Below are 18,503 nucleotides of genomic sequence, written 5' to 3'. Positions count from 1 at the left end.
CTGCGGATGCGGCTTTCTCGTTGCATCTTACGGTTTGAACCATTGGCCGAGAATTGGAATTCGGATGAGGTCGTAACGGTCGATTATTCGCATCCATATCATAAGCAGCAAGTAGACGATCGCGCTGATCAAGCACGATAGAATAAGGTTGATCCACTCCAGCGACAACGGCTGATGGTCCATAATCCATTTGGCTGCGGCGCCCATAATGACCATCGCCGCGCCTACTTTGATGAAATCAAACAAGTTCATGCGGAAGCCAATAAATCGCAATACACTAATATAATGAAGTCCCGTAACGAGCACAATATTGACATTGATGGCGATTAAAGCGCCGTAAATGCCAAATTCAGGCTTGGAGGCTAGCTGAACGATTAATACGAGCTTAACAACCGCGCCGATAAATGTGTTCATAAGAGCTGTTCCGGGCTTGTCGAGCGCTTGCAGAGCGGCTTGCAGCGGAGCCTGTAAATAGATAAAAATGCCGACCGGGGCCATAAGCTGCAGCATCGGCGCGATTTCCGCATGGTTGTACAGCAGGCGGCAGATCGGGTCGGCCAACAGCCCCATGATCACGACAAAAGGCGCTCCAGCGACGAGCGCCAGCCGCATGGATTGGTGCATTCGCTTATGGATCGTCAAACGATCGCCGCGGGCGGCAGCTTCCGATAAAGACGGAACCAGCGAGGAGGCAAGCGAGTATGTGAGGGCTGTAGGAAGCAGCAGCAAAGGCACGATCATCCCTTGGAGAGCGCCATATTGCGCCGTTGCTTTGCCAGTTGCAATACCTGCAGCGGCAAGACTTCGCGCCGTAAATATCGATTCGAGCAGGTAAGACAGCGAGCCCACCATGCGGCTTGCCGTGACGGGAATCGAAAGCTTCAACAGCTTTTGCAGCACCGGCATGTTGTCGGTCGGCTCCGTATTCTCCGGCTTCGCTTTCGCAGCAGAACTGTTTTCGGCAGGGAAATTTTTGTTGCGCCGGAGTTCGCCCGCATGCTTCATGAGCATGACGATGAGACCGCCAATCTCGCCTACAACGACGCCAAGCATCGCTCCGGCAGCGGCCCATTCAAGCCCTTTAGGCAGCAAAATATAAGCGAATGACAGCGAGCAAATAATGCGGATGACGGTTTCTACGATTTGCGACACCGCTGTCGGGATCATATTTTGCTTGCCTTGAAAATAACCTCTGTACACGGAACAAACGCCGACAATGAGCATCAGAGGCGTCATTGATATGAAGGTGCGGTATACTCGATCATCCGGCAATACATGCTTGGCAATCCATGGCGCGAACAACAGGAGCGCAGTCGTGAGCAGGATTGCAAGGGCGATGGCAAGTCCCATTGCAGTGCGAAAAATATGTTTGACTCTGGATGAATCGCCTCTTGATTCGGCTTCCGCGATCCATTTGGCGACAGCTAGCGGTATGCCGCCTGTAATAATCGTTAACAATACGGTTAGAAATGGATAGCTTAGCTGATAGAGGCCGACGCCTTCCGCCCCGATAATGCGGGGCAGTGCAATTCGCGGAACGAATCCGAGAATCCGGTTGATGATGCCGGCCGCAAGCAGAATCATAGCCCCTTTAATAAAGTTTTGTTTCGTCATCGGTTCCCCTCATCTCTCCTAAACAAGCTTTCGGTATCATTTTTATGCGGGGCACGTCCGAATCATGTACACTCCAAATTTAGGTATTAAACGCCGCAGGCAGGAATATAGGCTGGCCGTATCGAATATATAGCCGCATTGCGGACGATACGATCAGAGCGGGAGGAAACGGCATGGAAGGCGATGAGCTTAACGTAATGATTGAACAATTGTGCAACAGTAAGGCGGAAGAATTTCATCTCATTGGCTACGAGCATGTGACGGGCAAGGAAATTTGGGAATGCGTGAGCGAGAAATATCGGAAAACCGGTCAGCCAGAGCTTCATCAAATCGTAAATGATATTTTGTCTTTAAAGGTGACGAAGTTTATGAATTTTATGACGATGAACGCTTTTCGGGGAACCCATCTCTAATCATCCATGAAGGGTTCTTTTTTTTTGACTCGTATTTTACGCACAAGTATAATAGGAATATTGAGATCATAAGGGGGACTTTGAACGTATGAATTGGAAGAGATTGGCAGCCTTCCTAGGGATCATTGTCATTATGTTTGGCGTGATCGCATGGAGCAGCCCGGCACTTGTCAAAGACATTCGATTGGGACTTGACTTAAAAGGCGGCTTTGAGGTGCTGTATGAAGCTTCTCCGCTTGAGGGAGGCGAGAAGGTAACGCCTGAATCGCTCCGCAAAACGGCGAGAAGCCTGGAAGCCCGCGCGGACAAGCTCGGTATCTCCGAACCGGAGATAACGACAGAGGGGACGAATCGCATTCGCGTTAGGCTCGCAGGCGTTACAAACGAAGAGGAAGTAAGAAAAGTAATCAACAAGCCGGTCAATCTGACATTCCGCGACCCGGACGGCAACATTATGCTGAACGGCAATGATTTTGTGCAAAATGCAGCGAACGTCGAATATGATTCGATCGGCAATCCGTATGTTACCATTAAGCTGAAAAACGCTAAAAAGTTTGAGGATGTCACGACAAAGCTTCTTGGCAAACCGCTTTCTATTTATTTGGACGAGAAGGACCCGATCTCCAGCCCGATGGTCAACCAGGTAATTAGCGGCGGCACAGCTCAAATTACGGGCGACTTCACTCTTGACGAAGCGAATGATCTTAGAGATACGATCAACCTTGGCGCATTGTCGCTGAAATTGACTGAGAAGTATACGCAAAGCGTAGGAGCCAAGCTTGGCCAAGAATCGTTGAATGAAACAGTAACCGCCGGCCTCATCGGAACGGCGATTATTCTTGTGTTCTTGATTGCGTTGTTCCGCGTACCTGGCGTAGTAGCCGGCATTACCGTCATTATTTATACATGGCTTCTTGTAGCCGTATTTGAACTGATGAACTTTACGCTGACGCTGCCGGGCATTGCGGCGTTCGTGCTCGGGATCGGGATGGCGGTTGACGCCAACATCATTATGTACGAACGGATTAAAGAAGAAATTCGCAGCGGCAAGAGCTTGCTGTCTTCCTTGAAAGCCGGTTCGAAAAACTCGTTCCGGACGATTATGGACGCGAATATTACAAATATCATTTCCTGCGCGGTGCTTTACTTTATCGGCAACGGCGCGGTTCGCGGCTTCGCGGTAACGATGATTTGCAGTATTCTCGTAAGTATCGTTACGAACATTTTTCTGGCGCGACTGCTTATTCAACTGCTCATCCGCAGCAACCTGTTTAAGAAACCTGGCTATTACGGCGTGAAGGAGGCAGAAATCCGTGAACTATAAAACGACCGTCCATTTCGATTTTGTTAAACATCGCAACAAGTTTTTTGCCTTTTCCATCGCATTGACGGTGCTCGGCATTTTATCGCTGTTCATTTTCAACATGAACTTTGGCGTCGATTTTAAAGCGGGCACGAACATGGACATTTCCGTCGGCAAGAAGCTGACGCAACAAGACGCGAAGGACGTGCTTAGCGGCGCAGGCTTTGCGGATGTAACGCCGACCGTTGGCGGCGACAAGGGCGACCGCGTATCGGCTCGCTTCGATGAAGTGCTTGAACAGACCGAGGTCAAACAAATTCAAGAGGCTTTTAAAGCAAAATACGGCGACAAGGTTTCGGCTGAAGTTAGTATCGTATCGCCGGATATGGCGCAGGAGCTCGGTAAAAAGACGATTATCGCCGTTCTCGTAGCGAGCGTCCTCATTATGCTTTATGTGATGATCCGCTTCGAATGGCGTTTTGCCGTCGCAGCCAACATCGCGATATTATATGACGCTTTTGTCGTCGTTGCGCTGTTCTCGATCTTCAGGCTGGAAGTCGATCTGCCGTTTATCGCAGCTGTCTTGACGACAATCGGTTATTCGATTAACGATAAAATCGTTATTTTCGACCGTATTCGCGAAAATCTGCGTTTCGGCAAATTTAAAAACCAAGAGCAGCTTAGCGATATGGTTAATCAGAGCTTATGGCAAACGATGGCGCGTAACGTGTACACCGTTCTTGCCGTACTCGTCATCGCAGCCTGCTTGTTTATTTTCGGCAGCGAATCGATCAAGCTGTTTGCATTGGCGAAAATGATCGGTCTCGCAAGCGGCGCATACTCGTCGATTTGTATCGCGGCTCCGCTCTGGCTCGTTCTTAAAGGCAAACAAAAGCCTAAAGCTAAACAACCGGCGAAAACGGCGGTGTAAGTCATTATGTCAAGCAAACAACGATATGCTGAAGCAGAGACGGCCGGTCGGACGGATTTGTGGGGAAATGCAGCGCTTGCGTTGTTTAAAGGGATTGTAGCTGTAATATCCGGCAGCAAAGTGCTCCTCGCCGATGCGGTTCGCTCGGCTGGGCGCGCGGCTGCCGCTTTTGCTGCTTTGTCCGGTTTCTCCAACAAGAAGGGCAAGCCTTCTGAAGAAATGAAAGCATTGCCTAAGTTCGGCGCCATTGCCGTATTATTGCTGCCAGTCGTTTTCATCATCGCTGGCGTTGAAATCGGAATCGCGGCGATTAAAGATATAGTTGAAGCCGGTGATCATCCGTTGCAAGCTCCGCATTGGAGCGCGCTGGCTGCCATTGTAGCGGGCATTGTCGTGCAGCAGCTGCTGCTCCCGATGCGTGAGAGGCAGCTTGGACTGCTGTCATCGCTTGCCGCATTGCTGGGTTCGGGCGCAGCTTTGATCGGGGAAGCGATATCGGTAGAGAAGCTGTTGTTTTTTGAACCGGCGGGAGCTATCGCCGTAGCGTTAATTGTTGTGCTTAGCGGCTGCAAATCGATTAGCGGCTCGGTACGGACTGGGCAAAGCGTAGAGGCATACGACGAGAATTCGGATGATATTATGCAGCTCATCCAACGCGTAGAGGGCGTAATTACAGTGGAGTCGCTGCGGGCGAAGGAGCATGGTCACTATGTTGCCGCGGAAGCTGTCATCAGTGTCAATCCGCGCCTGACGGTGCTGGAAGGAAACGATATTGCGAAGCGGGTCAAACATTTGCTTATGCTTCGATTCAGTCATTTGACGGATGTCCATATTTATGTAGAGCCTTACGATCCGGGCTTCCCGTACAAATCGAATCACGATCCGAATCAGGAGCAGGTGCCGACGCTTCTTCAATAAAGCAAGTTATGCAAGGAAGGGGTTGAACTCGGCGTGATAGAGGCAAGGACACGCTGGACTTTAGCGCCTTGGAGCAAAGATTCAGAGCAGCTCGCCATGCAATTAAGCGGCGCGCTCGCTGTGCCGCCATTGGTCGCTAAGCTGCTTGTTCAGAGAGGATTAGGCAATGCTGCGGAAGCTGAGGCTTTTCTAAGAGGCGGAGAAGAGCAGCTGCATGATCCCTATTTGTTAAAAGATATGGCGTCGGCGGTCGCGCGCATTCAGCAAGCGGCTGCGAACGGCGAGAAGATGCGGATTTATGGCGATTATGACGCCGACGGCGTCTCGAGCACTTCGTTGCTCGTTCATGTATTTCGCGAGCTTGGCTATCATTTCGATTATTATATACCGCACCGCTCTCTTGAGGGCTACGGCTTAAACCGAAAAGCGCTTGAGCTTGCGGCCGCGGATGGCGTAGGACTGATTGTAACGGTTGACACCGGAATTAGCGCCTATGAAGAAATCGAGTTTGCGAAAGAGCTGGGACTTGACGTCGTCGTTACCGACCATCACGAGCCGCCGGAATTGTTGCCGAAAGCATGCGCGGTCGTTAATCCGAAGCAGGAGGACTGTCCTTACCCGTATAAAGGGTTGGCAGGCGTCGGCGTCGCTTTCAAACTGGCGCATGCGTTAATGGGACGTCCGCCGATGGAGTGGAGCGATATTGTCTGTTTAGGCACAATCGCCGATATCATGCCGCTTACCGGAGAGAATCGATTCATCGTTCGCAGCGGTCTTGCGAGACTTCGGAATACGAGCAATATCGGTTTTCGAGCGCTGGCGGAAGCATCCGGCTTCGAGCTCGATCAAGTGACTTCGATGACCGTCGGCTTTAGCATGGCGCCGCGCATTAATGCGGCGGGCAGGCTTGATCATGCGAAGAGGGCGGTTGAGCTGCTGACAACCGATCAATATGACGACGCGATTCTGGCGGCATCATCGCTGGATGTTCTGAATAAAGAGCGTCAGCGGATCGTTGACGGCATTGTGAAAGAAGCTGCTCAGCAATGGGCGGACAAGGTCGAGACGGCTCGCGCGCAGGGCGTTTCGGAACCTTCTGTTATTGTGCTTGCGGGCGAAGGCTGGAATGTCGGCGTCATCGGCATCGTTGCCTCGAAGCTGCTTGACAGACATTATAAGCCCGTCGTCATTCTTGGCATTGACGCTGAAAGCGGAATGTGCAAAGGCTCAGCGCGTTCGATCGATGGGTATGATCTGCATGCCGCGCTTACCGAATGCGATGAACTGCTCGATCATTACGGCGGCCATCAAGCAGCGGCGGGTATGAGCCTTCATCGCCACCGATTGCCGGAGTTTGAAGCAAAGCTTAGTTCATTGGCAGATCAGTGGCTGACAGAGCAGGACTGGATTCCGAAGACAGCTGTCGATCTCGTATGCGGTGTTCACGATGCTAGCATCGAGACGATCACGCAATTGTCTCAGCTTGAGCCGTTCGGAGCCGGCAATCCGTCTCCGCGGCTTTTATTTCAAGAAGCGGAGCTGGCGGATCGACGTACGATGGGGAAAGAATCCAAGCATCTGAAATTGACGCTTCGCGGTCAAGGGCGTTCTGTGCTGGAAGCGGTCGCTTTCGGCAAGGGCGAGCTGGCGGATCTGCTTCATGCCGGATCCGCGGTCAGCTTGATCGGCGAGCTCTCGGTTAACGAATGGAACGGACAGCGTAAGCCGCAGCTGCTTATCCATGATCTGCATGTTGGCGATGAGGCGGCGAAGTTTCCGGCCCGCGAGCATTTCGGTCAGGTTTACCAGAAGCTGCGGGAATGGAAGCGCGCGCCGATCGCAGGGCTCGCGGCGACGTTGGAGGAGCTTTTCGGCTGGCCTGAAGCTACGAACAGCATGATGCTGGACGTATTCCGCGAGCTAGGCTTTATCGAGCTTGATGGCAGCCACATCGTTATCGTGCCTGCGCCGCAAAAACGCGATTTATCCGCTTCCGAGCTTTACTGTTCGGAGAAGCGTCAGGCGGATCAACGATTCGCGCCTCATGTGTATTACTCTGATTTGGCATAATGGTGTATATATGAAAGGATTGAATACGAAATGAGCAACAACCAAGTGAACTTCAAAGATTATATCCGAGTCATTCTCGATTACCCGCAGCCGGGCATTCGTTTCAAAGATATTACAACATTGCTGAACAACGGTCCGGTTTATCGCGCTGCAATCGATGAAATGCGCAAGCTGGTCGAGCATTTGCAAATCGACGTCATTGCGGGTCCAGAGGCGCGCGGCTTCGTAGTCGGCGCTCCGCTGGCGCTGGCGCTGGGCGTTGGCTTTGTGCCAATCCGCAAACCGGGCAAGCTCCCTTATGAAACGATTCAAGCAAGCTATGATCTGGAGTACGGCAAAGACAGCCTTGCGATGCATAAAGACGCGATTAAGCCTGGACAACGCGTGCTGATCGCCGACGATTTGCTTGCAACAGGCGGTACAATTGCCACTTCGATTAACCTAGTCCGCCAGCTTGGCGGCGAAGTTGTAGGCGCTGCTTTCTTGATCGAGCTTGCTTATTTGACTGGCCGTGAGAAGCTTGACGGCATTGAGGTCGCTACTCTGATGAAGTACGAATAATCGGATTGCTCCGCAATCCGCAGCAAAGAACCGGTTCCGTAGGCAGCTGTATGCAGCTGACGGGACCGGTTCTTTTTTTTTTTGCATGCTTATCGCATCTTATGTTAGCTATTCCGGGCAGAAAAATCATGGAATAGACATGCCGTGTCAGTTGGCAGCGGATACATTTTCCGGACAAATTTTTGCGAACGGATTCATGAAACGCTCCCTGAAATTTATTATGACAACGCCAACATCGATCCTTTGCAAGTGAAGGGCCGTTTTTTCGATATGATGAGTCGCAACGTTCGTCTCACACCTTGTCTTCGATCAGCCGGCTGGCTACGTTTGGCGAAGTCGAGAAGCAGCTTCAGATGATTATGAAACTGGCAATGACCGCATACAGCTGTATTACGGCAAAGAGTACGGCGTTTCCATCGACAGCAGCCCGGGTCAAGGGACCTGCGTCCCTATTACGATACCGGCTCAAGCGGCAAACCATGCTTTACTGCAAAGTAAATATTTTAATCTGCCAGCGTCTCGCAGTTGACGCAAAGCCGCTATTACAGGATAATATGAAGAAAACTCGGAATTTCGGAATCGGAGTCGAACTGAGACTCTTTTCAGAAAGGAATTTTCATGGGCATTGAGCAGTTACTCGAAAAGGCATCGGCCTATATGAAGGAACAGGACTTATTACGCATAAGAGAAGCCTATGTCTTTGCGGAGCAAGCCCATCATGGACAGGTGCGCAAATCGGGAGAGCCATATATTTTGCATCCGGTAGCAGTGGCTGACATTTTGGTCGATATGCAGATGGACGTGCTGTCGATTATCGCTGCGCTGCTTCATGATGTCGTTGAAGATACGACCGTAGATCTGGAAACGGTGCGTTCGAAATTTGGCGAAACTTGCGCAATGCTTGTCGACGGCTTAACGAAGCTGGAGAAGATTCGTTTCCGTTCCAAAGAAGAACAGCAGAACGAAAATTATCGTAAAATGTTCGTCGCCATGGCGCAGGACATCCGCGTTATTCTTATTAAGCTGGCAGACCGGCTGCACAATATGCGCACGCTCAAGTTTCAATCGGAGGAAGCGCAGCGGCGAATCGCTTATGAGACACTCGAAATTTTTTGTCCGATTGCGCATCGCCTCGGTATTTCCGCGATCAAGTGGGAGATGGAGGATATTGCGCTTCGCTATTTGAATCCGCAGCAATATTACCGGATCGCCAACTTAATGAAGAAGAAACGCGCGGAGCGGATGCAATTCATTACGGACGTCATTACGCGCATTAAAGAAAAGCTTGAAGAAATGGGCATTGAGGGAGATATCTCAGGTCGCCCTAAACATATATACAGCATTTATAAGAAGATGACGGCGAAAAACAAGCAGTTTAATGAAATCTACGATTTGATGGCCATTCGTATTATCGTGGAGAACATTAAAGATTGTTATGCGACGCTTGGCATTATCCATACGCTTTGGAAGCCGATGCCGGGCCGGTTCAAAGACTACATCGCAATGCCGAAGGCGAACATGTACCAGTCGCTCCATACGACGGTTATCGGACCAAACGGCGAGCCGACAGAAGTGCAAATCCGTACGGTCGAAATGCATCGAACGTCGGAATACGGTATCGCTGCACACTGGGCGTATAAAGAAGGCTCGCTCGTGCCAGGCGGCAGCTTTGAGGATAAAATGTCCTGGTTCCGCGAAATTTTGGAGCTGCAAAATGAGACAAGAGACGCATCCGAGTTTATGGAATCGCTCAAAATGGACTTTTTCTCCGACCTCGTATTCGTATTTACGCCAAACGGCGAAGTGATCGAGCTGCCGGCAGGTTCGGTTCCGCTTGATTTCGCTTATCGGATTCATACGGAGGTCGGCAACCGGACGATTGGCGCGAAGGTCAACGGCCGGATCGTGCCGCTGGACCATAAGCTGAAAACGGGCGATATCGTCGAAATTTTGACGTCGAAGCATTCCTACGGCCCAAGTCAGGACTGGGTGAAAATTGCTCAGTCGTCGCATGCGCGCAGCAAAATCCGCCAATGGTTCAAGAAAGAGAAGCGCGAGGAAAATGTCGCGAAAGGCCGCGATATGCTCGAGCGCGAATTGAAGCGGATGGGGCTGGAGCCTTCCGCATGGCTGACGGAAGATAAATTGCAGGAAGCGGCGTCCAAATATACGTTCAACGACATTGAAGATATGATGTCGGCAATCGGATTCGGCGGCATTACCGCAGCGCAAATTTGCACGAAGTTGACCGAGAAGATGCGCAAGGAAGCGGAGAAAAGCAATAACGTCGAGCTTACTAATGAAATGAAGGAAGCGAAGGCGAGCAGCCGCAAGAGCCGTCCTACGCATGGCGTCACCGTCAAAGGCATCGATAATTTGCTCGTTCGCTTTGCGCGCTGCTGCAATCCGGTGCCGGGAGACGAAATCGTCGGCTATATTACACGGGGACGCGGTGTATCCGTTCATCGGATGGACTGCCAGAACATTCCTTTCGGCGAGGGCGGAGAGGAAGCGGAACGCGTCATTGAAGTCGAGTGGGAAAACTCGACGGAATCCAACTATAGCGTAGATATTGAAATTACCGGACATGACCGCAACGGCTTGCTGAACGAAGTGCTTCAAGCCGTATCGGAGAGCAAGACGAATATTTCAGCCGTAACCGGCCGTTCGGTTAAAAATAAAATGGTGCTCATTCATATGACGGTGCTCATCCGCAACATCGACCACCTCTCTTCGGTCGTTGAGAAGATTAAGCGGGTGCAGGATATTTATTCGGTGCAGCGCATTATGAACAGCTAGAACTGAGGCTTGGAGGATTTACGAAAGTGAAAGTTGTTGTACAGCGCAGCAAGAAAGCAGAAGTAACGGTCGAAGGAGCGCTGTCGGGCGCGATCGACTTTGGACTTGTTCTTCTTGTCGGCATTACGCATGAAGATACCGAAGCGGACGTGCGATGGATGGCGGAAAAGGTGGCAGGCCTGCGTATTTTCGAAGACGAGCAAGGTAAGATGAATCATTCCGTCACGGATGTCGGCGGGCAAATTTTGTCCGTTTCCCAGTTCACGCTTTATGGCGACTGCCGCAAGGGGCGGCGTCCGAACTTTATGGCGGCGGCAAGGCCGGAGACGGCGGAGCCGTTATACAATTTGTTTAATGAAACGCTTCGTAAGGCGGGATTGCGGGTCGAGACCGGCGTATTCGGAGCGATGATGGACGTATCGCTTCTGAATTGGGGACCGGTTACTTTAATCGTCGACAGCAAGGAATAGGGGAATGCGAGCGGCTGCTGCGGGCAACACTAAGGACAATGCCAGCGCATGTGCGCAGGCAATTTCGTTAGCGCGAAGGAGTCCTGAGATGCATCAGTCCCGCAAGGAGCAAGGCATGGAGCGAACGGCAAGAAGGCTGATCCATGCAGACCGCAGAGAAGCGCTGATATGGTCAGAGCTTGAAGGCGATATTGAAGCGGCAGAGGAATGGGCATTCAGCCCGAAAGGCGAACGGTACGATAAACCCGTTCGATAGAACTAAACCGTCCGGTCCGCAACATAACGGATTCCGTTTTGAGGTGCAACACATCAAATTGGTAATCGAATTGACGTTCAAACTGACAACAGTTTTGAACGTCATTTTTCTTTATATGGACAATTTGGAACATAAACTTACAAGACATTATATATTTTAAATTGCCGCTGTTTTCTAAAATGAGTGACTTGCAACCTGGGATAATATAGGATAAAATGGGATCGTATGTTCTCGTATTGTTAATTCGATTAACCTGGGGGATCCGATATGATTATTTTAGGAAAAGAAACGATTCATCGTTATAAAGAGCTTATTGAGTGGATGGATACATTAAGAGATTTGGACGATAACACTTGGTTAACTCCAATCGCTGAAGGAAAAGCAACAGCAGCAGAAATTGTTTCACATCTTAAAAATTGGGATCATTACCTCATTAATACGATTATCCCCTCGATAAAAAATGGCGAAGGAATGGTCTTTCCGGAATTCGATTCGTTCAACCAAAAAGCTTATGAGTATGCTCGTTCGGGCATTTCTAAAAATCATCTGCTCGATGAATTCAAACAAACCCGTCTTGAATTGATTGAAGTATTGCTATCCAATCCAGATATTGCCACTAAACATGTGGCCGTGAACGGCGTAGTAAACTGCCCACATACAGACACTCCCTATTCATTGCTTTACATTATTCACGAATTTATCGAACATGATCTTCATCATAAGAATCAAATTTTATCGGTAATTTGATTCTTTCCGGTTATGAAGAAAATTTTAACCTCAGACGGAACCTGTTACTCGCAGGCTTGGACGGTGTTAATTCGACAGTAATCAGAATAAACCGCTTTCTATTTTGTAATATTTCTGTAATCAATTTATAACGGTTCCTTAATATCATTAACCTATAATAGAACTCGACCCCCTTTTTAAAAATATAAATTTTTTGGACCTACAGCCTCGTGTATGTAGGTTTTTTTCTGTCCATTTTCGTAAAAAAGGATCATATCGCATCCTACATAAGGAGGGATATGATCCAAGGCGTTGCGCAAAGCGTAACGAAGGCGGTAACGAGCATGGCGACAACTGCGGCGGAGCCGGACAGCGAACTGTATTCGAACGCTTTGCTTATGCCTGCAGCGTGGGAGCGTTCCGAGCAATAAACCTTTTGCGATCGGATTGCGGATTCGCAAGTACAGGATAATTCCGTGGGAATTAGCGCTGGTATGGCGCCGCAACAGCTATTTGCCGCGGGCTGCGAAAGCTTGGATTGCGTTCGTGCAGGAGTCGTTCCCTTGACTTTTGAGAAACAGAAAGGTAAAATAAATTATTAGTATTCTCTAAATTGATTTGATGATGGAACCGAGTAATCCCGCAAAGCATATCCAGAGAGAGACGCCTAGGCTGCAAGCGTCTTTATGGCGGCAGGATGAACAGACTTTCCGGAGAACAGCCGGCGAACGATTGAGTGCGTTACTGCGCATCAACATTCAGTAGCCGTTCTGCGTAGGACGGGCGTTAACCGTTAATGAGCGGAATTGAGACAGTCTTATCGGCTGGAGCGTTCCGGAAATTGGGTGGCACCACGGGAGTTCAGACTCTCGTCCCTGACGACGCGAGTCGCCAGCGACGAGAGTCTTTTTGCGTCTATGCGCAGTTCGCAGCTATCGAAAACAATGAAATCAACTAAAGAGGGGTCAGGAGGGAAAAGCATGGCATTTCAAAAACCGCCGGGCACGCAGGATATTTTGCCTGGAACTTCGGAACGTTGGCAGCATGTCGAGCGAATCGCTCGCGATATTTGCCGCCGATACAATTTTCGCGAAATTCGCACGCCGATTTTCGAATCGACGGAATTGTTCCAACGCGGCGTAGGCGAGACGACGGATATCGTCGAGAAAGAGATGTATACGTTCACCGACCGCGGCAACCGCAGCGTCACGCTTCGTCCGGAAGGGACGGCGGGCGTTGTCCGTTCTTATGTGGAGAACAAGCTGTACGGCGAACCGGACGTATCCAAGCTTTACTACATCGGGCCGATGTTCCGTTATGAGCGTCAGCAGGCGGGACGTTACCGCCAGTTCCACCAGTTTGGCGTGGAGGCGCTAGGAGCGGTAGATCCGGCGCTTGATGCCGAAGTCATCGCTCTCGGCTACTCGTTCTATACAGAAGCGGGCCTTGAAGGCGTACGCGTGGAAATCAATTCTGTCGGCACGCCAAGCGTGCGCGCGGCGTTCCGCGAGCGGCTGCTCGCATTTTTGGAACCGAAGCACGAGCTGCTGTGCAAGGACTGTCAGTCCCGCATCGACCGTAATCCGCTTCGCGTGCTCGATTGCAAGACGGATCAGAAGCATTTTGAGGACGCGCCGTCGATTTTGGACAGCTTGGACGAAGAGTGCAGCACGCATTTCAACAAGCTGCAAGCGTATCTGTCCGATATGGGCATTCCGTACGAAATCAACCCGCGTCTCGTTCGCGGCCTGGATTACTACACGCATACCGCGTTCGAGTATAAACGCGAAGGCATCGGAGCGATCGATACGATTGGCGGCGGCGGCCGTTACAATGGACTGGTCGCTGAAATCGGCGGACCGGATCAGCCGGGCATCGGTCTTGGTCTTGGCCTCGAGCGGACGATCATGCTGCTGGAGCAGCAGGCTGAGCAAGCAAACGACAGCCAAATCGACGTTTATGTCGTTGGCCTTGGCGAAGCTGCCGAAAGAGAAACGGCAAGGCTCGTCTACGAGCTGCGCAGAGCGGGAATTCGCGCGGAACGCGACTATTTGGGCCGTAAAATGAAGGCGCAAATGAAATCGGCGGACCGGTTTCAAGCCCGTTTCACCGCTATTCTTGGCGACGATGAGCTGGCAAAAGGCGAAATCGGACTTAAAGATATGGCAAACGGCGAGCAAAAGCTTGTTCCGTTGAATGAGCTTGCCCGCGAAATTAAACAATCAGTATAACCAACTAAAAATACATTTGAATGGAGAGCTTGATTTTTATGATGCTTAAAACGCAAAACTGCGGCACTTTAACGAAAGCCGATATCGGCCAAACCGTTACGCTGAACGGTTGGGTACAACGCCGTCGCGACCTTGGCGGCGTATTGTTCATTGACTTGCGCGACCGCACAGGTATCGTGCAAATCGTATTCAACCCTGATTTCTCCGGCGACGCATTAGCCATTGCCGATCGCGCCCGCAACGAGTTTGTGCTCGCTGTGAAAGGCACAGTCGTAGAGCGTGATGCAGAAACGGTAAACAAAAACCTTGCTACGGGCGAAATCGAAGTCCGCGTTACTGAAATCGAAATTATGAACAGCGCAAAAACGCCTCCATTCCCGATTGAAGACGGCGTAGAAGTGGACGAGTCGCTTCGCCTTAAATACCGTTACCTGGACCTCCGTCGTCCGGAAATGCACAAAACGCTTCTTCTCCGCTCGAAAGCAACGAAAATTTTCCGCGACTTCCTTGACGGCGAAGGCTTCATCGACGTTGAGACGCCGATTCTGACGAAAAGCTCGCCGGAAGGCGCGCGCGACTACCTGGTGCCAAGCCGGGTGCATGACGGCGAATTTTACGCTTTGCCGCAATCGCCGCAAATTTTCAAGCAGCTGCTTATGGTTGGCGGTATCGAACGCTATTACCAAATCGCCCGCTGCTTCCGCGACGAAGACCTCCGCGCAGACCGTCAGCCGGAGTTTACGCAAGTCGACATCGAAACGTCGTTCTTATCGCAAGATCAATTGCTCGGCATGATGGAGCAGCTTGCTGCCCGCTTGTTCCGCGAGACGATCGGCGTCGAGCTGGAGCTGCCGTTCCAACGCATTACGTATGAAGATGCAATCAACAAATACGGTTCGGATAAACCGGATCTTCGCTTCGGCATGGAAATCGAAGATATTACCGATATTGTTGCAGGCAGCGAGGTGAAAGTGTTCGCGAGCGTTGCGGCAAGCGGCGGCGTCGTGAAGGCGTTCAACGCAAAAGGCTGCGGCCATTGGAGCCGCAAGGAGCTTGACGATCTGCAGCCATTCGCTGCACGCTACGGCGGTAAAGGCCTGGCATGGATTACGGTTAAAGAAGGCGAATGGAAAGGTCCAATCGTTAAGTTCTTGAAACCGGAAGAAATCGCAGCGCTGACAGAGCGTCTGCAAGTGGAAGAAGGCGACTTGCTGACGTTCTCGGCCGACAAGAAGAAAGTTGTTGCTGACGTACTTGGCAACCTGCGCCTGAAAGTAGGCCGCGAGCTTGGCTTGATCGACGATTCGAAGTTCAAATTCGCATGGGTAGTCGACTTCCCGCTGCTTGGCTGGGACGAAGAGGCAAAACGTTATGTGGCGGAGCACCATCCGTTCACTCGCCCGAAAGACGAAGATTTGCACCTGTTCGATACCGATCCGGGCAAAATCCGCGCGCAAGCGTACGATATCGTCCTTAACGGCTACGAAGTAGGCGGCGGCTCGATGCGGATTTACAAACGCGACGTACAGGAAAAAATGTTCAAAGCGCTTGGCTTTACGATGGAACAAGCGCATGAAAGCTTCGGTTACTTGCTTGACGCGTTCGAATTTGGCACGCCTCCGCACGGCGGCATCGCATTCGGCCTTGACCGTCTGGTCATGCTGCTGACAGGCAGAACGAACCTGCGCGAAACGATTGCGTTCCCGAAAACGGCAAACGCGACCGACTTGCTGATGGATGCTCCGTCGCAAGTTGAGCCGTCCCAGCTGGAACAGCTGCACATCCGCACAGTATTGAAGCCGAAGCCGGAAGCGGCTAAGACGCAAGCTTAATTGGCGAAGGAGGCGGCTCAACGATATGCTGCATCAATTTTCGCGCACGGAGCTGGCTATCGGTCCCGAAGGGCTTGAGCTGATGAAGGGGAGCACGGTTGCCGTGCTCGGCATCGGCGGCGTCGGCTCGATTGCGGCCGAGGCGCTGGCCCGTACAGGAGTAGGACGCATTATTCTGATCGACAAAGACGTTGTCGATATTACAAACGTTAACCGTCAGATCCACGCATTGACGACGACGGTAGGGCAGCCGAAGGCTGATCTTATGCGCGACCGGATTAAGCTTATTAACCCGGATTGCGACGCCGTTTCGCTGCGGATGTTCTATACGGAAGAAACGTACGAGCAGCTGTTTGCTTATCCGCTTGATTATGTAGTGGATGCATCGGATACGATCTCGTATAAGATTCACTTAATTAAGCAGTGTCTGGAACGCGGCATTCCGATCATTTCGAGCATGGGCGCGGCTAACAAAATGGACCCGACGCGCTTTCGCGTCGCCGACATTTCCAAGACCCACACCGATCCGATCGCTCGCGTCGTCCGGACGAAGCTTCGCAAAGAAGGCATCAAACGCGGCGTAAAGGTAGTCTTCTCGGATGAATTGCCGAAGAAGCCGCGCGAGGATGTAACCCAGCGCATCGTTCCCGAGAACGCGCCGGAAATTCGCAAAGCGCAGCAGCCGCCTGCCAGCAATGCATTTGTGCCGCCGGTAGCCGGACTGGTCATGGTCAGTGTTGTCGTCCAGGATATGCTGAGCAAGGCTGGAATCGAAGTTTAATTGCAAGCTGAACATAAAAAGGCTGTTCCCGAAAGTCCGTTAAGGACTTGAAGGGAACAGCCTTTTTTGTAGAGACGCTGTTTAAGTTCCGTTATTTCTTGTTTCTACGCTCTACAAGCTGCGTGAGTTCGGAGATCAGCGTATCGAGCTTGGCATAGCCGTTAACGAGATAGTTGATTTTGGCGTCCTGATTTTCCATGCTTGCACAAACTTCCTCGACCGAAGCCATATTTTGTTCCGTTGTAGCTGCCATAGACGTCATCTCATAGGAGATTGCGGCATACTGGTCATGAAGCTGCTTGGAGGATACGCCAACCGTATCGGATTGCCGTTTGACTTGCTCGGTATTGCCATTGATGCTGCGGATGATTTGTTCGACTTGCTGGGCGGCATGGTAGCTCACATCGGCTGCTTGATCGCCGAGGTTGACTTGCTCGCTTACAGCGCTGATTTGCTTATTGATCGAGCTGAGAATGTCGTTGATTTCGTTGGCTGCGACACTTGCGTTGTCAGCCAGCTTGCGCACTTCGCCGGCTACGACGGAGAAGCCGCGGCCGTGCTCGCCTGCTCGCGCCGCTTCGATTGCTGCGTTAAGCGAAAGCAGGTTCGTTTGCTCGGAAATTTCGCTGATGGAGCCGACGATCGAGCTGACTCTCTCGTTTTGCTCAATGAGCAGCTTCATCATTTCAACGGTTTGCGCGATAATCGCCCGAACGTGTTCAACCTCGGTCGTCAGCGTTTGAACGTGCTCGTTGCCGTTCTCAGTCAGCATCGCTGTATCGGCGGAATATTGCTGCAGCAGCATCGCGCCTTCAAGCAGATGCGATACGGCGTCTTCGATCGTATGCGCCGATCCGCTGACGTTTAGCACCATGCCGGTTTGTTTTTCGATCGAAGCGGACATCTCGGCAAAGGTCGTCGTTACTTCACGCGAAATCTGCCCTGTTGATTGCGCTGTGTTTTTTTGCTCGCTGCTGAATTCGCCAAGAATGAGGATGGAAGATTTCAGTTTATCTACGAGCTGCTCGGCCGTTTCCTTCGATTCAAGCGCGTCGCTGCGTTCCACAAGCACTTCTTCTTGCAGCTTCTGGCTGAATTTGGCCGAAGCGGCTAAGGCGATCGTTACAAAAATAATGTAGAGGAACAAATAAATTAAGGAATCATTCGGGAAAAGCAGTTCCTGATACTTGGGTGTCATGAACAGGTACGTGCTTAACCCCATGCTCAGCAAACCGGAAAAGACAATCGGCCTGTAGTCGGCATAGAGCGTCATGACCGATATATTGACGAATACAAGGAAGTAAGTGCTTATGATCGGATTCGGATCGGAAACGATAAGCATCGTCGTCAACCCGGTCAGGATAACCGCTACATAATATTTAATATAGGGGCTGAGCAGCTTTTTGTAAGTCATAAAGGTAGCAATGCCGATACTGACTGTACCGGCAACGGCAAGCAGCAGAATCATATTGATTCCTAAGCCTGCGCCGATATCGGCAACGATGCCTAGAGCCAGCAAGCCCCATAAAATTTTAACAAACAACCGATTTCTCTTATCCAGTACAGTCAGTTCATTGTTCATGTAATCGACCTGTCTT

General features: G+C 51.0%; 16 protein-coding genes. 13 read left to right on the top strand and 3 right to left on the bottom strand.

Going from position 1 to position 18,503, the window contains the following annotated elements; genetic code table 11:
* Nucleotides 1-27: 27 nt before the first annotated feature.
* Nucleotides 28-1,614, bottom strand: a complete 1,587-nt coding sequence (spoVB, locus tag GOM71_RS15240) for a stage V sporulation protein B (RefSeq protein ID WP_156282557.1) — start codon at nt 1,612-1,614, stop codon at nt 28-30.
* Between the two features lie 173 nt (nt 1,615-1,787).
* Here spoVB and GOM71_RS15235 point away from each other — a divergent pair, with 173 nt between their 5' ends.
* The 10 genes from GOM71_RS15235 to GOM71_RS15195 all read left to right on the top strand — a co-directional run bounded on the left by GOM71_RS15235 (nt 1,788) and on the right by GOM71_RS15195 (nt 12,082).
* Nucleotides 1,788-2,027, top strand: a complete 240-nt coding sequence (locus tag GOM71_RS15235) for a post-transcriptional regulator (RefSeq protein ID WP_156282555.1) — start codon at nt 1,788-1,790, stop codon at nt 2,025-2,027.
* A gap of 88 nt (nt 2,028-2,115) precedes the next feature.
* Nucleotides 2,116-3,351, top strand: coding sequence for a protein translocase subunit SecD (secD, locus tag GOM71_RS15230; RefSeq protein WP_156282554.1), 1,236 nt, complete (start codon nt 2,116-2,118; stop codon nt 3,349-3,351).
* Nucleotides 3,341-4,261: a protein translocase subunit SecF gene (secF, locus tag GOM71_RS15225; RefSeq protein WP_367649626.1), complete on the top strand. Its 921-nt coding sequence runs from the start codon at nt 3,341-3,343 to the stop codon at nt 4,259-4,261. Before secD ends, secF begins: the two co-directional genes overlap by 11 nt.
* A gap of 6 nt (nt 4,262-4,267) precedes the next feature.
* Nucleotides 4,268-5,179: a cation diffusion facilitator family transporter gene (locus GOM71_RS15220; RefSeq protein ID WP_156282552.1), complete on the top strand. Its 912-nt coding sequence runs from the start codon at nt 4,268-4,270 to the stop codon at nt 5,177-5,179.
* A gap of 33 nt (nt 5,180-5,212) precedes the next feature.
* On the top strand, nt 5,213-7,249 hold the full coding sequence (gene recJ, locus GOM71_RS15215; RefSeq protein WP_367649625.1) for a single-stranded-DNA-specific exonuclease RecJ: 2,037 nt from the start codon (nt 5,213-5,215) through the stop codon (nt 7,247-7,249).
* A 45-nt stretch (nt 7,250-7,294) separates the two neighbouring features.
* On the top strand, nt 7,295-7,810 hold the full coding sequence (locus tag GOM71_RS15210; protein WP_367649630.1) for an adenine phosphoribosyltransferase: 516 nt from the start codon (nt 7,295-7,297) through the stop codon (nt 7,808-7,810).
* Between the two features lie 618 nt (nt 7,811-8,428).
* Nucleotides 8,429-10,609 carry a RelA/SpoT family protein gene (locus tag GOM71_RS15205; RefSeq protein ID WP_156282548.1) on the top strand — a complete coding sequence of 727 codons (2,181 nt, stop codon included), beginning with the start codon at nt 8,429-8,431 and terminating at the stop codon, nt 10,607-10,609.
* Between the two features lie 26 nt (nt 10,610-10,635).
* Nucleotides 10,636-11,079, top strand: coding sequence for a D-aminoacyl-tRNA deacylase (gene dtd, locus GOM71_RS15200; protein ID WP_367649624.1), 444 nt, complete (start codon nt 10,636-10,638; stop codon nt 11,077-11,079).
* Between the two features lie 88 nt (nt 11,080-11,167).
* Complete coding sequence (locus GOM71_RS23905; protein ID WP_173275659.1) at nt 11,168-11,335, top strand: hypothetical protein; 168 nt, start codon at nt 11,168-11,170, stop codon at nt 11,333-11,335.
* 267 nt (nt 11,336-11,602) lie between these two features.
* On the top strand, nt 11,603-12,082 hold the full coding sequence (locus GOM71_RS15195; RefSeq protein ID WP_156282544.1) for a DinB family protein: 480 nt from the start codon (nt 11,603-11,605) through the stop codon (nt 12,080-12,082).
* 262 nt (nt 12,083-12,344) lie between these two features.
* Here GOM71_RS15195 and GOM71_RS25015 read toward each other — a convergent pair whose 3' ends face one another.
* Entirely contained in the window at nt 12,345-12,434 is a 90-nt protein-coding gene (locus GOM71_RS25015; protein WP_367649629.1) for a hypothetical protein, read from the bottom strand.
* A 607-nt stretch (nt 12,435-13,041) separates the two neighbouring features.
* Here GOM71_RS25015 and hisS point away from each other — a divergent pair.
* The 3 genes from hisS to GOM71_RS15175 are packed head-to-tail and all read left to right on the top strand — an operon-like array spanning nt 13,042 to nt 16,905.
* Nucleotides 13,042-14,292 carry a histidine--tRNA ligase gene (gene hisS / locus GOM71_RS15185; RefSeq protein ID WP_156282542.1) on the top strand — a complete coding sequence of 417 codons (1,251 nt, stop codon included), beginning with the start codon at nt 13,042-13,044 and terminating at the stop codon, nt 14,290-14,292.
* A 38-nt stretch (nt 14,293-14,330) separates the two neighbouring features.
* A complete protein-coding gene (aspS, locus tag GOM71_RS15180; RefSeq protein ID WP_156282540.1) occupies nt 14,331-16,124 on the top strand; it encodes an aspartate--tRNA ligase in 1,794 nt (597 codons plus the stop codon).
* Nucleotides 16,125-16,149: 25 nt separating this feature from the next.
* Complete coding sequence (locus tag GOM71_RS15175) at nt 16,150-16,905, top strand: tRNA threonylcarbamoyladenosine dehydratase (RefSeq protein ID WP_156282538.1); 756 nt, start codon at nt 16,150-16,152, stop codon at nt 16,903-16,905.
* A gap of 91 nt (nt 16,906-16,996) precedes the next feature.
* On the opposite strand, the gene GOM71_RS15170 is transcribed toward GOM71_RS15175, so the two are convergent.
* Nucleotides 16,997-18,487: a methyl-accepting chemotaxis protein gene (locus GOM71_RS15170; RefSeq protein WP_156282536.1), complete on the bottom strand. Its 1,491-nt coding sequence runs from the start codon at nt 18,485-18,487 to the stop codon at nt 16,997-16,999.
* Nucleotides 18,488-18,503 lie beyond the last annotated feature (16 nt).

The sequence above is a fragment of the Paenibacillus sp. NEAU-GSW1 genome (assembly GCF_009737085.1).
In the GTDB taxonomy this organism is placed as follows: domain Bacteria; phylum Bacillota; class Bacilli; order Paenibacillales; family Paenibacillaceae; genus Pristimantibacillus.
This window is presented reverse-complemented; position numbering and strand designations above follow the sequence as displayed.

Bases quoted from the DNA above. Each gene is read 5' to 3' on its own strand.
- GOM71_RS15195 (WP_156282544.1), top strand. From the start codon at position 11,603: ATGATTATTTTAGGAAAAGAAACGATTCATCGTTATAAAGAGCTTATT.
- secD (WP_156282554.1), top strand. From the start codon at position 2,116: ATGAATTGGAAGAGATTGGCAGCCTTCCTAGGGATCATTGTCATTATG.
- GOM71_RS15235 (WP_156282555.1), top strand. From the start codon at position 1,788: ATGGAAGGCGATGAGCTTAACGTAATGATTGAACAATTGTGCAACAGT.
- aspS (WP_156282540.1), top strand. From the start codon at position 14,331: ATGATGCTTAAAACGCAAAACTGCGGCACTTTAACGAAAGCCGATATC.
- GOM71_RS15175 (WP_156282538.1), top strand. From the start codon at position 16,150: ATGCTGCATCAATTTTCGCGCACGGAGCTGGCTATCGGTCCCGAAGGG.
- spoVB (WP_156282557.1), bottom strand. From the start codon at position 1,614: ATGACGAAACAAAACTTTATTAAAGGGGCTATGATTCTGCTTGCGGCC.
- GOM71_RS15220 (WP_156282552.1), top strand. From the start codon at position 4,268: ATGTCAAGCAAACAACGATATGCTGAAGCAGAGACGGCCGGTCGGACG.
- GOM71_RS23905 (WP_173275659.1), top strand. From the start codon at position 11,168: ATGCATCAGTCCCGCAAGGAGCAAGGCATGGAGCGAACGGCAAGAAGG.
- GOM71_RS15170 (WP_156282536.1), bottom strand. From the start codon at position 18,487: ATGAACAATGAACTGACTGTACTGGATAAGAGAAATCGGTTGTTTGTT.
- hisS (WP_156282542.1), top strand. From the start codon at position 13,042: ATGGCATTTCAAAAACCGCCGGGCACGCAGGATATTTTGCCTGGAACT.
- GOM71_RS15205 (WP_156282548.1), top strand. From the start codon at position 8,429: ATGGGCATTGAGCAGTTACTCGAAAAGGCATCGGCCTATATGAAGGAA.